Consider the following 15,020-nt stretch of genomic DNA (forward strand, 5'->3'; position numbering starts at 1 on the left):
CTTCGCCGGGTGTCGTCGGCCTCGGTGAGCCGCACCCGTACCCGCTCGCCCAGGCCCAGGCCCGGCCCGTCGAAGCGGGCCCGGACGGCCGGCTCGGCGAGTTGTACCGTGCCGCCGTCACCACGCTCGTTGAGATCCACCACCACCGCGTCGAACACGTCGCCGACGTGGTCCGCCAGCACCACCGCCTCGACCAGGGAGACCGCCTCGCGCTCGACCTCGTGGGCCCGGCGATCGCCGGTCTCCATCGCCTTGGGCAACTCGTGCAGCCGCGCGCGCACCCACTCGGGCACCTCGACGCCGGCGACCAGCGAGACGCAGATCTCGCCCGCGTACCGGTCGACCAGGCGCCGCAGCGGCGCGGTCACGTGCGCGTACTCGTCGGCGACCGCCGCGTGCCCGGCCTGCTCGGGCGCGCCCGCGTCGAACGCGGTGTAGCCGGCTCCGCGCAGCAGCCCGGTGGCCTCCTCCAGGAACGCGGCGTGCCTGGGGTTGTCGGGGTCGAGCGAGCGGATCACCGCGCCGTAGGTGGCGCCCTCGGGCCACGCCACGTCGAGCGCGCGCCCGACCCGGCGGACCCGGTCGAGCGCTTCGGGCGCCGGTCGCGGCAGGGTGCGCAGGACGCCGATGCCCGCCCGGGTCATCAGGTCGGCGGCGGCGATCCCGGTGAGCAGCGAGATCTGCGCGTTCCAGCCCTCGGCGGGGAGCGGCGCGCGGTACTCCAGCCGCCACGAGTCGCCGTGCTCGACGATCTCCTGCTCCGGGATCGGCAGGCTCACCCCGCCGCGCTCGATCTCCAGCCCTTCCCGCAACCGGCCGATCTCGGCGAGCAGCGCCATCGGCTCCGCCGCCGACCCGCTCTCGATCGCCCGCTGCACCCCCGGATAGTCGTACCGGGCGCGGCTGCGCACCAGCGCGCGAAAGACGTCGGTGCCGACCAGGTCGCCGGACCCGTCCAGGTCGAGCACCCACACCAGGGCCGGCCGGTCCCGACCCGGCAGCAGACTCGCCGCCGCCTCGGACAGGGCCGGCGGATGCAGCGGGACGCGCTCGTCGGGCAGGTACAGCGTCTCCACCCGCCGCATGGTCTCCGCGTCCAGCGCACCGCCCGGCACGACCCACGCCGCGACGTCGGCGATCGCGTAGTGCACCCGATAGCCGCCGTCCCGACGCGCCAGGTGCATCGCCTGGTCCAGGTCCATCGACTCGGCCGGATCGATGGTCAGGAACGGCAGCCCGGTCAGATCCCGCCGACGAGTCGGCGTGGGCCCGCGCCGCACCGCCGCGTCGGCCTCCGCCAGCACCTCCGGGGCGAACGCCCCCGGCAGCGCCAGATCGGTGCGCAGACGGGCGAAACCCGCCCGCAGGAGATCACCGTCGGCGGACCTGATGTGGAGATGACGACGAGGCACGAGTCGAGCTTAGGAAAGATCCGCTGCGCCGAGAAGGACTATCCCGGCTTTTCGCCCGCGCGCCCGGAGCGCCGGCGGCACCTTCCGTCCGGGTCGTCCCCATAAACTTGGTCGTCGCCCCGCCGTCCGCGAATCCGGTCGGCCGCCCTGCCGTTCGCGTCGCTTGGAGTTGCGCCCGTGCTCGTGTTGTTGCCGCCCTCCGAGGGCAAGGCCGCCGCGGGGGCGGGCCCCGCGCTCGATCTCGCCGGTCTTTCGATGCCGGAACTGAACCCCGTGCGGCGGCAGGTGCTCGACTCGCTGATCACCCTGTGCGAGGGCGACGAGCGCAAGGCGCTGGAGGTACTCGGCCTCGGCCCGAAGCTGCGCGGCGAGGTGTTGCGCAACCTCGACCTGCGCGAGGCGGCGACGCTGCCGGTGGCCGGGCTGTACACCGGGGTGCTCTACGACGCGCTGGACCTGTCCTCGCTCACCGGCGCGGCGGCGGCGCGCGCGGCCGGTTCGATCCTGGTCTTCTCCGGACTGTGGGGCGCGCTGCGCCCGACCGACCGGGTGCCGCCCTACCGCTGCTCGATGGGGGTACGGCTGCCCGGCATCGGCGCGCTCGCCGGCCAGTGGCGCGCGGTGACGGCGCCGGTGCTGCCCAGGCTCGCGGGCGACGACCTCGTCCTGGACCTGCGGTCGGCGGCGTACGCCGCGGCCTGGAAGCCGGTCGGTGCGGTGGCCGAACGCACCGCGACCGTGCGGGTGCTGCACGAGCGGATCGTGGACGGGGTGGCCAAGCGCTCGGTGGTCAGCCACTTCAACAAGGCGACCAAGGGCCGGATCACCCGCGACCTGCTGGTCTCCGGCGCCGAACCGCGCAACCCGGCCGAACTCGCCGACGCGCTGCGGGAACTGGGCTGGACCGTGGAGACCGCCGAGCCGAAGCAGGCGGGCACCCCCTGGGCCCTGGACGTCGTCGTCGCCGCGGTCTGACCCCTCACCCCCGCCGCCGAAACACCTCCCGCCCGGCCGGCGTGCCGACGAACTCCCCGTGGGATCCCGGTCGGTCCCGGCCCCCGATCCGGTCCCCGGCCTCCCGGGTGCCCTGCTCGGCATCCTTCCTGGCATCGTTTCCGGTGCACCCCACGGCAAGGGGCAAGAGGGCGATGGTGATCGCCGTCGAGCCCATCTTGACAAAACCGGGGAGCTTCATGATCCTGACGCTTCCTCCGCAGACGGAAAACAAAGCATTTCGTCCTACTTTCGGACGATCCGCGCGCACGTCAGACGGAGTGGACGACCCGACATCCATGGGGGATGAGTGAGTTACCCGCCGCCGCCCGGCCAGGACCCGAACCAGCCGTACGGCCAGCCCCAGTACGGGCAACCGCCCTATCCGGGTCAGAGCCAGGGCCAGGGCCAGTACCCCGGTCAGTACCAGCAGCCCCAGTACCCGCAGGGGCAACCGGGCCCGTACGGACAACCGCAATACCCCGGCGCCTACCCGCAGGGCGGCGGCTACCCGCCCCCGCCGAACCAGAGCCGCAAGGGGCTGTGGATCGGCGTCTCGGTGGTCGCCGTGCTCGCGATCGTCGGCGTGCTCGTCGCCGTGGGGCTGTCCGGCGGCGACGACGACAAGAAGTCGACGGCTTCCTCCACGTCGTCGGCGACCACTACGGGCGCCCCGAAGTCGGGGTCGCCGACCCCGACGGGCAAGGCGACCAAGCGCACCGTCGCGCCCGATCCCACCTCCGACGACGACTCGACCACCGGCCCCGGCACGCGCGGACTGGGCGAGGACAACTTCCTCACCACGATGCACCGCCTGATCCCGGGCACGAAGTCGACGCCGGACGCCGACCTGATCTCGCAGGGCAAGCAGGCCTGCTCCGACCTCAAGTCGGGCAAGACCCTGCTCGACACCGCGATGAAGGTGACCGCGGTCAGCGGCGTGTCCGAAAAGGGCATGCTCGTCGGCGGCGCCATCGCGGCGTTCTGCCCGGAGCAGTCGGGCAAGGTTTCCTGACCCGCCCCACCGCCCGAACGCCGGCCTGAAGACCGGCTCGGGCACCGGACGATCCCGGCCCGCGAGGTGAACGAGTGAATCTCGCGGGCCGGGCGTTTCCCCTTCACGATCACGTCGTTGACCAGCATGCCGAACCTGGTCGGCACGCTACGTGGAGGAACGAACGCAGTGACGAACATGAAGAAGATCGCCGCCGTCGCGGCCATGGCCGGTGGCATCGCGGCCATGGGCGCCGGAATCGCCAACGCGAGCGCCGACGCGGACGGCGCGGCGGTCAACTCGCCCGGTGTCGTCTCGGGTAACAACATCGAGGCCCCCATTCACGTGCCGGTCAACATCTGCGGCAACACCGTCGACATTCTGATCGGCGTGCTCAACCCGACGTTCGGCAACACCTGCATCAACGCCGGCTGACCCGCCGCCCCGGCCCGCCTCCTTGGTCGGTGGCCGGCGCAACCGCCCCGTTCCCGGTTTTCCGGGAACGGGGCGGTCGTCGTTGTGAGCGCCGCACCGAACACGAGCGATCCGCGATGTACATTTCTCGCAGGCTCGCGGCGTCTTACCCGTGCCATTCCGCGCCATTTCGCACTGATCCGGTCATCTCCGAACCCGGTCGGCAGGTGGACGCGGGCGACCCGCGATGATGGGGATTGCCCGGACGGGTCTTCCGCGTTGTACACGCAGAGGCCCCGTGTGGGGCGCGCACGAAACGCACGCGGAAGAAGGGGTTCCATGGAGCGAATGGGCAGAATGGCCGGATGGCTGCGCCGTCGACCGCGTGAGGATCCGGACACCGTTCGCGACCGGCGGGCCGGACTGCTCATGGACGTGGTGGAGCGCGGCTGGCCCGTCTGTCCGGCGGCGCACCCGGTGGGTTTCGGCTGCTCCTGCGACCGGGTCGGCTGTCCGTCGCCGGGCATGCATCCGGTCTCCTTCGCCTGGCAGACCCAGGCGTCCACCGACCCCGTACAGGTGGCGCGCTGGCTGGAGCTGTATCCCGACGCCAATTTCGTGACCGCGACCGGCACGGGCCACGACGTGCTCGACGTGCCCGCGCGGGCCGGCGAGATCGCCCTCGCGGTGTTCGCCGAGCAGGGCATCGAGATCGGCCCGGTGGCCTCGTGCGGCCCCGACCGCACGTTGTTCTTCACCGCGACCCGAGGCACCCCCGCCGACGAGGACGAATGGTGGCCCTGCGAGTTGGACTGCCACCCCGAGACGCTGGACGCCCACCCGGGGCTGCGCTGGCACTGCCGGGGCAGCTACGTCCTGGTGCCGTCCTCGCAACACCCCTCGGGGCAGTCGGTGCGCTGGATCCGCGGCCCCGAACTCCCGCTGCCCGACCCGCTGCGGGTGCTCGACGTCCTCACCGACGCGTGCGACACCGTGGGCGCCGCGGCCGCCGACGGACACTGGGCCTGACGGTCGTCGGGTCGGCGACCGTCCCGCCGACCGCTCACTCGCCCTCGGCGCCGACCAGGCCGTACACCCAGCCGACCAGCTGCACCTTGCCACCGGCCTTCGGGACCACCGCGACGTACTCCGAGAGCCGGTGCTCGGTGACCGACCGGCTCGGCTTGCCGGTCAGGAACGCAAGCGTCGAGGGGTCCACGTCGCCGAGTCGGCGCGGGGGCTGCACGGTGAGCTTGACGCTGTGCTGGAGCGCGAACAACACCAGCGCGCCGCCGTCCGCGGTGCGCACCGCCAGCGGCGGGAACTGCGCCGCCGGGCTGTCCGCGGCCTGCCGGACGTAGCCGTCACCGATCGGTTCGTCCCGCTGCTTGCGCAACTGCGCGGTATACGGGTCGGGCCCGAACAACTCGGCGCGGGTCTTGCCGTCCTTGAGGAACTCGCTGAGCACGGGTGCCAGTTCGCCGGGCGAGGCGGCAAGTCCGGTAGCGGTGGGAGAGACCTGCTCCAAGTAGCCGGACGAATCCCGCTTCAGCGTGGGCAGTTCGGCCTGCAGTGTCGGCCCCCACGCCGCCTGCCACACCGCGTCCGGGCCCGCCCGGAGGAAGACCAGGAACTGCGGCTTGGCGTTGTTGAAGTTCGGTGTGTTCCGCACGGCGAACCACTTGGGCCAGCCGATCACCTTCGGGATCAGGAACTCCGGCCGCTCGTGCAGGATCGGCGCCCGGCCCAGATTGCCGTTCGGGTCGGTGAAGGCGAGGATGCGCAACCCGGCCTGGTCGAGCACGCCGAGCGAGCCCGTCTCGGCCCGCGCGTTGAGCGGGAGATCGCGGTTCGCGTACGCCTGGTTGTTCTGCACCTCGTACTCGTGCAGCACCTTGGCGGCCTCGTGCTTGTCCAGCGCCGCGACGGGCGTGCTCGCGCCGCTGACGGTGACACAGCCGGTCGCGGCGAGCGCGGTCGCGAGCAGGGCGGCGACTGCGGCCGGCATGCGGGATATGCGCATCGGTAGTCGGCAACTCTTCCGGGGGAGCGGGCAGGAGGAGATCTCGCGAAACCATACTGCCCGCACCCCGCAACACACCGCGCCCGCCCGGCGGGTGGGCCGGAACACGCCCTATGCCAGGGTGAGGATCTCCGCCCCGGTGTCGGTGACGACCAGCGTGTGCTCGAACTGGGCGGTGCGCCTGCGGTCCTTGGTGACCACGGTCCAGCCGTCGTCCCACATGTCGTAGTCGTGGGTGCCCAGCGTCAACATCGGCTCGATGGTGAAGGTCATCCCGGGCTCCATCACGGTGGTCGCCCGCTCGTCGTCGTAGTGCGGGATGATCAGGCCGGAGTGGAACGAGCTGTTGATGCCGTGGCCGGTGAAGTCGCGCACCACGCCGTAGCCGAAGCGCTTCGCGTAGGACTCGATGACCCGGCCGATCACGTTGATCTGCCGACCCGGCTTGACCGCCTTGATGCCCCGGTTCAGCGCCTCTCGGGTGCGCTCGACGAGCAGCCGCGACTCCTCGTCCACGTCGCCCACGAGGTAGGTCGCGTCGGTGTCGCCGTGCACGCCGCCGATGAACACGGTGACGTCGATGTTGACGATGTCGCCGTCCTCGAGCCGGGTGGTGTCGGGGATGCCGTGGCAGATCACCTCGTTGATCGAGGTGCAGATGGTCTTCGGGAAGCCCCGGTAGCCCAGGCAGGACGGGTAGGCGTGGTGGTCGAGCACGTACTCGTGGGCGACCTTGTCCAGCGCGTCGGTGCTCACCCCGGGCGCGATGTGCGCGGCGGCGGCCTCCATGGCGCCCGCCGCGATCCGCCCGGCGATCCGCATGCGCTCGATGGTCTCGGCGTCCTGCACCTCGGGCCCGGTGTACGGGGTGGGGGCCGGCTTGCCGACATACTCCGGCCGCGGGATGTCGGCGGGTACGGAGCGGATGGGGGTCGGCTTACCGGGTACGAGAATCGCCATAACCAGCGAGTGTAGCCGGCGCCGCGACCGAGCCGGCGGGTGATCCGGTCGGCGACGGCATCGAGTGGGTGGAGGACGGCCTTGAGGTTCAGACTGTGGCGCAGGCCCGAGGGTCGCGCCGGCGAGTGGTACTACTGCATCAAACACGGCAAGGTCGAGGAGGGACCCGACTGTCCGGCCCGCGACCGGCTCGGCCCGTACGCGACCCGCGCCGAGGCGGCGAACGCGTTGGAGACCGCCAAGACCCGTAATCAGGCGTGGGAGAACGATCCGCACTGGAACGACCCCGGGCGCCGCTGAGCACTCGCGCGGCGGGCGGCGGGCGGGTCACTCGGCGGGTTCGGGGACCCGCCCGCCGCCGGCGGTGAGCACCCCGGGCAGTTCGGACAGGCCCGACACCAGCTCGCCGGGTTCGCCCGGCCCCTCCAGGAGCAACACCACCGCCGCCGCCCTCGGTTCCGTCGCCGGCGCCTCGGCGACATCCTCGACGGGCTCGCGCTCGCGGTTGTGCACGGAGACGTCCACCACGGTGAATCCCGCGCCGGTACAGGCCACCAGGACCGCGGACAAGACGCCGTGTCCGGGCAGGTAGGAGATCCGGATCTCGGCCGCCCGGTCCCTGGGGCCGCCGATCCGGCGGATGATCGGCGGAAAGCCGTAGACGACCACGAAGTGCAGCGTGGTGACCCCGATCGCCAGGTACGGCAGGCCCGCGCCGCAGGCCATGCCGATCGCACAGGTGAGCCAGACCACCGCGGCCGTGGTGAGGCCGCGCACGGTGTCGCGGCGGACGAAGATCAGGCCGCCGCCGATGAAGCCGATGCCGGAGACCACCTGCGCGGCGATCCGGGAGGGGTCCCAGCCGACGTGGCCCGCGGGCAACACGTCGGCGAAGCCGTACTTGGAGATCTCCATGAACAGCGTGGTGCCCACCCCGACCAGCGCGTGGGTGCGCAGTCCCGCGCTCTTCTGCCGCACCTCGCGCTCGACGCCGATGACGCTGGAGAGCACGAAGGAGAGCATCAACTCGGAGAACTGGGTCCACCCCTGACTCGCGCCGATCCCCTCCGACCACGCCGCCAGGGTCGTTCCGGAACGCACGCGCCCACCTCCTCCGCCCGGGACCGGGGTCCCGGGGCTGCTCGATCTTCTTCCTCTGCTCGCACGCTATGACTCCATACGGAGCAATGGGTCACGGTCGAGGTTCGGATACCGCGATCGAGGGAGGGGTGGGCGACGGAGAATCAGGCGCGCGAGCGAGCCTTGGTGCGCGTGCGCGAGGCGGTCGTCCGGGTCACGGCCTTACGCGGACGCAACGTGGCCGTCCTGGATACGGCCTTTCGGGGGCGCGAGCCGGCCGTCTTGGATACGGCCTTTCGTTGGGACGCGGCCTTTCGGGGACTCGATACCGCCTTTCGGGTACCGGATACCGCCTTTCGGGGACGCGAGGCGGCCGGTTTGGACACCGGGCGCTTTCGCATGCCCGCGGGCGCCGCCGGGGCGTCGACCGTACGGTCGTCGACCGTTTCGGTGTCGCCGTTGCGCTGGATGTAGCGAAGTGCGGTCAGCGCCTCGCGCTTCGTTCCATAGGGCGCGGACTTGATGACCGTCGAACCGTTGGCGGCGGTCAGCACGAATCCGAACTTGCCGGAGCGTCCCTTGGTGACGATGAATTTGGCCGGCACGACATCTCCTTGGGAGAGAAGAGAAAGTTTTCTCCTCCACGGAAACATGGTTCGTCCCGGTTGTCATATATAAGGGCTATTTACGGGTGAATCGACCTCCGCAGCCGAAAACCACTGTGACGTCGACTGCATCCGGGCGCGGACCCCGTGTTCTCTTCGGTTTCGGCCGGCAGGATCGCGCCCATGACAACCCCCTCGTCCCCCAAGCGTGACCCGCGTGACCTGCCGAACATCGACGATCTGGTGGTCGGCGTCCTCGGCGGCACCGGTGAGCAGGGCCGCGGCCTCGCGTACCGCCTGGCCGTCGCCGGCCAAAAAGTGATCATCGGCTCGCGCAGCGCCGACCGTGCGGCGTCCGCCGCGGCCGAACTCGGTGCCGGCGTGCGCGGCGCCGACAACGCCACCTGCGCGGCCGAGAGCGACATCGTGATCATCGCCGTGCCCTGGGAGGGCCACCGCGATCTGCTGCTCTCCCTCACGGGCGAGTTGGCGGGCAAGATCGTGGTCGACTGCGTGAACCCGATGGGCTTCGACAAGCAGGGCGCGTTCGTGCTCGACGTCGAGGAGGGCAGCGCCGCCCAGCAGGCCGCCGCCGTGCTCCCCGACTCGACCGTCACCGCCGCCTTCCACCACGTGTCCGCGGTCTTGCTGCTCGACCCGAACGTGGAGTCGCTCGACACCGACATCATGGTGCTCGGCGACAAGCGCGAGGCCACCGACGCGGTGCAGGCGCTCGCGTCGCGGATCCCCGGCATGCGCGGGGTGTACGCCGGCCGGCTGCGCAACGCGCGGCAGGTCGAGGGGCTGACCGCCAACCTGATCTCGACCAACCGCCGCTACAAGGCACACGCCGGACTGCGCGTCACCGACGTGTGAGCCGGTCCGGCCACGCCCGCGAGTGCCCGTCCGACGCACGACGGCGTGCGGCCCCGCGCATCCGAGGATGTGGGGGCCGCACGCCGTTCGTGCTTTTCGGGGCCGGAGCCGAGGGTGCCTGGAGATCGCCCGGGTCGCCCGGGGATCAGACCTGGGCGGCGCTCCAGGTCTGGAGCGGGCGGGTGACCAGCTCGCCGGCGCCGTTGTCGATCGCGTCCCGCAGGCCGCCGAGCACGTGAGTGACCATGCCGGCGGTGACCGAGTCGGTCAGCACGTGCTGTACGTCGGCCTCGACCCCGAGGCGGGTGTGCACCTCGGGCACCGCGATCTCCGGGCCGGAGACGACGAAGTTGCCCAGGTCCCGCAGCAGCGCCTTGAGCTGGATCAGCGCGCGGATGCCGCCCTGGGGGCCGGGCGAGGCGGAGATCGCGACGATCGACTTGCCGGTCAGCACGCCCTGGGCGTACGGACGCGAGGCCCAGTCCAGCGCGTTCTTGAGCACGCCCGGCAGGCTGCGGTTGTACTCGGGGGTGGTGATGATCAGGCCGTCGGCCTCCGCGATCGCCTCGCGCAGGCGCACCACGGTGGCGGGCGGGTTCGGCTCGAGGTCCTGGTTGAAGTGCGGCAGTTCGTCGAGCCCCTTGAACACCTCGATCTGCATGCCGTCGGGCGCGAACGGCTGGAGGGCGTTCAGCAGTGCCGTGTTGAACGACTCGGCGCGCAGCGAACCGGAGATCGCAAGGATGCGGGACATGGGTTCCTCCATGGATGGAGAGAGGGTGCCGGGTAGGGCGCGGCAAGGTTGTTGAACGTTTAACAATGTAGCGCGAGCTTGTTGTGGATTCAACTTCCGGGTGCCGGGTGGGCGCCGGGTGGGTGCCGGTCGTGCGGTCGTCGGGGGCGACAATGGAGCCGCGTCGCGCCGGAAAGCGCCGCGACCGAGGTCCGTCCGCACCCGTCTGGAGCCCCCGCCATGCCCCGCATCGTCGTCCTCGCCGTGATCGTGTGCGTGCTGGCGCTCGCCGCCGCCGTGGTGGCCTTCGTCAACGGGAGCTGGCTCGGCCTGCCGTTCGTGCTCCTCGCCGCGCTCGACGGCAACATCGCGTTCTACTACCTGCGCCGGCAGCGGGTGCGCCGTGCGCGCGATCTCGCCGCGCGGGCCTGATCCCCGCCGCCTGATCCCCGCTGCCCGACCCCGCTCCCGCCGCCCGCCGGCCGTCCCCCGTAAGGGTGGATGCCGGTGCCGGATGGCGTGTCGGCATCAATTCGAACAAAGGTTCGGGCTACGCTTCGATCCGACGTTGTCCACAGGCGTGCGCCGGTCGTGCCTCCGTGTCGGTGCGACGGGTTAGCGTTCAAGGTGTGAAGCGAACACCACAGACCGGCAAGGCGGCATCCATGGCTGGACAGGATCGCGAGAAGGCGCTCGAAAACGCCCTCGCCCAAATTGAACGGCAGTTCGGGAAGGGCTCGGTGATGCGCCTCGGCGACGAGGTGCGCGCACCGATCGAGGTCATTCCCACCGGCTCGATCTCGCTCGACGTGGCGCTGGGCATCGGCGGGCTCCCGCGCGGCCGGGTCATCGAGGTCTACGGCCCGGAAGGCTCCGGCAAGACGAGCCTCGCCCTGCACGCCATCGCGAGCGTCCAGCGGGCCGGCGGCATCGCGGCCATCGTCGACGCGGAGCACGCGCTCGACCCGGAATACGCCAAGAAGCTCGGCGTCGACACCGACGCCCTCCTGGTCTCCCAGCCGGACACCGGCGAGCAGGCGCTGGAGATCGTCGACATGCTGACCCGCTCCGGCGCGGTCGACATCATCGTGATCGACTCGGTGGCGGCGCTCGTGCCGCGCGCCGAGATCGAGGGCGAGATGGGCGACTCGCACGTGGGTCTCCAGGCCCGACTGATGAGCCAGGCGCTGCGCAAGATCACCGGTGCGCTCAACCAGACGAACACCACCGCGCTGTTCATCAACCAGCTGCGCGAGAAGATCGGCGTGATGTTCGGTTCGCCGGAGACCACGACCGGTGGCCGGGCGCTGAAGTTCTACGCCTCCGTCCGCCTCGACATCCGGCGGATCGAGACGCTCAAGGACGGCACCGAGGCGGTCGGCAACCGCACCCGGGTCAAGGTCGTCAAGAACAAGCTCGCGTCGCCGTTCAAGCAGGCCGAGTTCGACATCCTCTACGGCATCGGGATCAGCCGCGAGGGCGGCCTGATCGACATGGGCGTGGAGCACGGCTTCGTGCGCAAGTCCGGCGCCTGGTACACGTACGAGGGCGACCAGCTCGGTCAGGGCAAGGAGAACGCGCGCAAGTTCCTCCGCGACAACCCCGACCTCTCCGACGAGATCGAGAAGAAGATCAAGGAGAAGCTGGGAGTCGGCCCGCGGGTCGACGCACCGGCGGAGGCGGAACCCGAGGAGGGCTGAGTCCGTGGTTCGCCCTGCCGGCGAGTGGTCGAACACGTGGGGAGACGGGTCCGCCGACGGATCCGTCTCCCCAGCCGCCCGGCCACCCGTCGACCCCGCCGAACTGCGAGCCGCGATGGCCGCCATCGAGGCCGCCGCTCCCTCGGGCGCCGACACCGGGGCCGGCGGCACACGCGGTGGTGGTGTCGGGCGACGCGGTGCTCCGGGAGCCGGCACCCGCCGGACCCGCGCGGCGCGCCGAGACCCGCGGGAGCACGAGGCGGGCGAACAGGATCCGATCGACGACGGCTCGGGGGCCGACGTCACGGGCACGGACCGACACGCTCGCGGTCGTGGGACCGGGAGTGGTCGGGGGAAACGCGACAGGCGGGCCGGGACTCGGGGCCGGGCCCGTCGTGACACCGAGGACTCGGAGCGGCCGTCCGACGAGGACGTCGACGCTGCCGCGGAACCGCTCGCCGATCCGGAGGCGACGGCGCGGGCGATCTGTCTGCGGCTGCTGACCGGGCGGGCGCGCACCCGGGCCCAACTGGCCGACGCGCTGCGTCGCCGGGAAGTGCCCGACGAGGTCGCGGAATACGTACTGGGCCGCTTCACCGACGTCGGTCTGATCGACGACACGGCCTTCGCCGACGCGTGGGTGAGCACCAGGCACACGGGCAAGGGGCTGGCCCGACGGGCGCTGGCCCAGGAACTTCGCCGGCGCGGGGTGGACGCGGTCGTGGTCGACGAGGCGGTCGCGCAACTGGAACCCGAGCAGGAGTTGGAGACCGCCCGGGCCCTGGTCGCCCGCCGGTTGCCGGGCACGCGCGGCCTGGACCGGGACAAGCGAATCCGCAGGTTGGCGGGCATGCTCGCGCGCAAGGGATACGGCGAGGGGTTGGCCGTCCGCGTCGTCCGCGAGGCGCTCGATCACGAGGCCGAGGCCGACGAGAACGACGACCCGGCCGCGACCCCGTGGCACGCCTGGGACGGGCCGGCCTGATCCCGACCCCCGCCGTGTCGCTCGGTGACCTAGCCTGGGAGCGTTGTCCCAGCCTGCGGGGGCGTCACGAGCGTGTCCGCCGGCACCGTTGCGCTCCAGCCGTCCGCTTGAAGGGCCATCCGCCTTGGCGATCAGTGTGTTCGACATGTTCTCGATCGGGATCGGCCCGTCGAGCTCCCACACGGTGGGTCCGATGCGCGCCGCGCGGATGTTCGCGCAGCGGCTGAAGAGCGAGGGTGTCCTCGACCGGGTCGCCTCGGTCCGGGTCGAGCTGTACGGCTCCCTGGGCGCGACCGGGCACGGACACGGCACCCCGCGCGCGGTGCTGCTCGGCCTGGAGGGTTACTCGCCGCGCACGGTCGATCCGGAGGAGGTCGAGCCGGAGCTGGCCCGGATCCGCGAGTCGGGGATGTTGCGGCTCCACGGCGTGCACGACATCGCCTTCGACAGCGACCGCGACCTGGTGCTGCACCGGCGCAAGACGCTGCCGTACCACGCCAACGGGATGACCGCGTGGGCCCGGGACGCCGATGGCGCCGAGCTGCTGAGCAAGACCTACTACTCCGTCGGCGGCGGCTTCGTGGTGGACGAGGACGCGGTGGGCGCGGACCGGGTCAAGCCCGACGACACCGTGCTGCGCCACCCCTTCCGCACCGGCGACGAGTTGTTGCGGCTGACCCGGGAGACCGGGCTGTCGGTGTCCGCGCTGATGCTGGAGAACGAGAAGGCCTGGCGCACCGAGGCGGAGATCCGGGCCGAGCTGCTCGAGATCTGGCAGGTGATGCGCGGGTGCGTCGAGCGCGGCCTGGCCACCGAGGGCATCCTGCCGGGCGGCCTCAAGGTGCGCCGTCGCGCCGCCCGCACCGCCCGTACGCTGCGCGCAGAGGGGGACCGGCCCACACACGCGATGGAGTGGGTCACCCTGTGGGCGATGGCGGTCAACGAGGAGAACGCGGCGGGCGGGCGGGTGGTCACCGCGCCCACCAACGGCGCCGCCGGGATCATTCCGGCCGTGCTGCACCACTTCGTGGAGACCGTCCCCGGCGCCGACGACGACGGCGTGGTGCGCTTCCTGCTCGCCGCGGGGGCGATCGGCATGTTGTTCAAGGAGAACGCCTCGATCTCCGGCGCGGAGGTCGGCTGCCAGGGCGAGGTCGGCTCGGCCTGCGCGATGGCCGCCGGCGGTCTGGCCGAGGTGCTGGGCGGCACCCCCGAGCAGGTGGAGAACGCCGCCGAGATCGGCATGGAGCACAACCTCGGGCTGACCTGCGACCCGGTCGGCGGCCTGGTGCAGATCCCGTGCATCGAGCGCAACGGCATGGCCGGGGTCAAGGCGGTCACCGCGGCCCGCATGGCGCTGCGCGGCGACGGCCGGCACCACGTGTCGCTGGACAAGGTCATCAAGACCATGAAGGAAACCGGCGCCGACATGAAGACCAAGTACAAGGAGACCGCCCGGGGCGGCCTCGCGGTGAACATCATCGAGTGCTGAGTCTCGCGGGGCGCCCGGTCTCGTCGAGTGCCCGTCGCCGGGTGTGCGATCGCATCGATGGGGTGAGGTGTGCCTGCGGAGACGAGGGGTAGGCATGCGCCCGTGAATGACGAGAGTGGTCCCCTCCTGGTGCAGGTGTCGGCGGTCGGAGCCGGTCATACGTTGGTGACCGTGCACGGTGAGATCGACATGGACAGCGGCCCGATCCTGGACGACGCGCTGGGTCGGCAGGTGTCGGCCGAGCCGACCCGTCTGCTCCTGGACCTGTCGTCGGTCGCCTTCATCGACTCCTTCGGACTGCGCATCCTGGTCCGCGCGGAGCGACGTGTGCGGGAGGCGGGCGGTTCGCTGCGGCTGATCGCGCCGACGCGCGCGGTCGAGCGGGTGTTGCGCCTGACCGGCTTCACGCTGATGGTCGCCGTGCACGACACGGTGCGCGAGGCGCTGGACGCCGAGGAGGCCCCGGTCGGGCACGAGTAGCCGCCCCACTGTCCGATACACGCTGCGCTGTGAGCGGAATCGGCACCAAGCATGATCAAAGTCCGGTCGAGGGGTGGCCGGATTCGATCATGCACGCCACACTTGGAGTGTCCGCGCGCCGGATGTTTCTGCTGTCGCCCGAAGGCCGTGGACCTGTGGCCGTCCCCGCGAGCGCAAGCCCCACGGGGCGGCCCCCGCAAGTTAGGGGCGGGGGCGGGGGTGGCGGCCCCCCGCCCCGCTAAGCCCACGGTGCGCGTGAGGAACCCCCCCCAC

General features: G+C 71.4%; 16 protein-coding genes and 2 pseudogenes. 11 read left to right on the forward strand and 7 right to left on the reverse strand.

What is annotated here, in order from left to right:
• Window positions 1–41: 41 nt before the first annotated feature.
• Window positions 42–1,202 (reverse strand): annotated as a pseudogene (locus ACFRCG_RS15140) (RNB domain-containing ribonuclease); the annotation flags it as partial.
• Between the two features lie 387 nt (window positions 1,203–1,589).
• Between ACFRCG_RS15140 and yaaA the strand changes: the two are divergent.
• Entirely contained in the window at window positions 1,590–2,387 is a 798-nt protein-coding gene (gene yaaA / locus ACFRCG_RS15145; RefSeq protein ID WP_380031660.1) for a peroxide stress protein YaaA, read from the forward strand.
• 4 nt (window positions 2,388–2,391) lie between these two features.
• On the opposite strand, the gene ACFRCG_RS15150 is transcribed toward yaaA, so the two are convergent.
• Window positions 2,392–2,607, reverse strand: coding sequence for a hypothetical protein (locus ACFRCG_RS15150; protein ID WP_380031661.1), 216 nt, complete (start codon window positions 2,605–2,607; stop codon window positions 2,392–2,394).
• A 108-nt stretch (window positions 2,608–2,715) separates the two neighbouring features.
• Between ACFRCG_RS15150 and ACFRCG_RS15155 the strand changes: the two genes are divergently transcribed.
• The 3 genes from ACFRCG_RS15155 to ACFRCG_RS15165 all read left to right on the forward strand — a co-directional run bounded on the left by ACFRCG_RS15155 (window position 2,716) and on the right by ACFRCG_RS15165 (window position 4,842).
• Window positions 2,716–3,420 (forward strand): DUF732 domain-containing protein, encoded by a 705-nt coding sequence (locus ACFRCG_RS15155; RefSeq protein ID WP_380031663.1) that lies wholly within the window; start codon window positions 2,716–2,718, stop codon window positions 3,418–3,420.
• 126 nt (window positions 3,421–3,546) lie between these two features.
• The gene (locus tag ACFRCG_RS15160) at window positions 3,547–3,834 is read left to right on the forward strand and encodes a chaplin (protein WP_380031758.1); all 288 of its coding nucleotides are present in this window, start codon (window positions 3,547–3,549) and stop codon (window positions 3,832–3,834) included.
• Window positions 3,835–4,152: 318 nt separating this feature from the next.
• Window positions 4,153–4,842: a bifunctional DNA primase/polymerase gene (locus tag ACFRCG_RS15165; RefSeq protein WP_380031665.1), complete on the forward strand. Its 690-nt coding sequence runs from the start codon at window positions 4,153–4,155 to the stop codon at window positions 4,840–4,842.
• A gap of 34 nt (window positions 4,843–4,876) precedes the next feature.
• On the opposite strand, the gene ACFRCG_RS15170 is transcribed toward ACFRCG_RS15165, so the two are convergent.
• Both ACFRCG_RS15170 and map read right to left on the reverse strand, forming a co-directional pair.
• Entirely contained in the window at window positions 4,877–5,821 is a 945-nt protein-coding gene (locus ACFRCG_RS15170) for a hypothetical protein (RefSeq protein WP_380031667.1), read from the reverse strand.
• 126 nt (window positions 5,822–5,947) lie between these two features.
• Window positions 5,948–6,796 (reverse strand): type I methionyl aminopeptidase, encoded by an 849-nt coding sequence (gene map / locus ACFRCG_RS15175; RefSeq protein WP_380031669.1) that lies wholly within the window; start codon window positions 6,794–6,796, stop codon window positions 5,948–5,950.
• An 81-nt stretch (window positions 6,797–6,877) separates the two neighbouring features.
• On the opposite strand from map, the gene ACFRCG_RS15180 reads away from it, so the two are divergent.
• Complete coding sequence (locus ACFRCG_RS15180) at window positions 6,878–7,096, forward strand: hypothetical protein (RefSeq protein ID WP_246127151.1); 219 nt, start codon at window positions 6,878–6,880, stop codon at window positions 7,094–7,096.
• A 27-nt stretch (window positions 7,097–7,123) separates the two neighbouring features.
• Here ACFRCG_RS15180 and ACFRCG_RS15185 read toward each other — a convergent pair whose 3' ends face one another.
• Entirely contained in the window at window positions 7,124–7,897 is a 774-nt protein-coding gene (locus tag ACFRCG_RS15185; RefSeq protein ID WP_380031671.1) for an MgtC/SapB family protein, read from the reverse strand.
• A gap of 143 nt (window positions 7,898–8,040) precedes the next feature.
• Window positions 8,041–8,529: a YegP family protein gene (locus tag ACFRCG_RS15190; protein WP_380031673.1), complete on the reverse strand. Its 489-nt coding sequence runs from the start codon at window positions 8,527–8,529 to the stop codon at window positions 8,041–8,043.
• A gap of 135 nt (window positions 8,530–8,664) precedes the next feature.
• Between ACFRCG_RS15190 and npdG the strand changes: the two genes are divergently transcribed.
• Window positions 8,665–9,357, forward strand: a complete 693-nt coding sequence (gene npdG / locus ACFRCG_RS15195) for an NADPH-dependent F420 reductase (protein ID WP_101897013.1) — start codon at window positions 8,665–8,667, stop codon at window positions 9,355–9,357.
• Window positions 9,358–9,502: 145 nt separating this feature from the next.
• Here npdG and ACFRCG_RS15200 read toward each other — a convergent pair whose 3' ends face one another.
• Window positions 9,503–10,111 carry an NADPH-dependent FMN reductase gene (locus ACFRCG_RS15200; RefSeq protein ID WP_380031675.1) on the reverse strand — a complete coding sequence of 203 codons (609 nt, stop codon included), beginning with the start codon at window positions 10,109–10,111 and terminating at the stop codon, window positions 9,503–9,505.
• Window positions 10,112–10,330: 219 nt separating this feature from the next.
• Between ACFRCG_RS15200 and ACFRCG_RS15205 the strand changes: the two genes are divergently transcribed.
• The 5 genes and pseudogenes from ACFRCG_RS15205 (at window position 10,331) to ACFRCG_RS15225 (ending at window position 14,747) form a co-directional block, all read left to right on the forward strand.
• The gene (locus ACFRCG_RS15205; RefSeq protein WP_078975031.1) at window positions 10,331–10,522 is read left to right on the forward strand and encodes a hypothetical protein; all 192 of its coding nucleotides are present in this window, start codon (window positions 10,331–10,333) and stop codon (window positions 10,520–10,522) included.
• A 233-nt stretch (window positions 10,523–10,755) separates the two neighbouring features.
• Window positions 10,756–11,769 (forward strand): annotated as a pseudogene (gene recA, locus ACFRCG_RS15210) (recombinase RecA); the annotation flags it as partial.
• A gap of 25 nt (window positions 11,770–11,794) precedes the next feature.
• A complete protein-coding gene (locus ACFRCG_RS15215) occupies window positions 11,795–12,775 on the forward strand; it encodes a regulatory protein RecX (protein ID WP_380031677.1) in 981 nt (326 codons plus the stop codon).
• 124 nt (window positions 12,776–12,899) lie between these two features.
• On the forward strand, window positions 12,900–14,267 hold the full coding sequence (locus tag ACFRCG_RS15220) for an L-serine ammonia-lyase (RefSeq protein ID WP_380031679.1): 1,368 nt from the start codon (window positions 12,900–12,902) through the stop codon (window positions 14,265–14,267).
• 102 nt (window positions 14,268–14,369) lie between these two features.
• Window positions 14,370–14,747, forward strand: coding sequence for an STAS domain-containing protein (locus tag ACFRCG_RS15225; protein ID WP_380031681.1), 378 nt, complete (start codon window positions 14,370–14,372; stop codon window positions 14,745–14,747).
• The last annotated feature ends 273 nt before the right edge of the window (window positions 14,748–15,020 follow it).

The sequence above is a fragment of the Embleya sp. NPDC056575 genome, assembly GCF_042793325.1.
Lineage (GTDB): Bacteria > Actinomycetota > Actinomycetes > Streptomycetales > Streptomycetaceae > Embleya.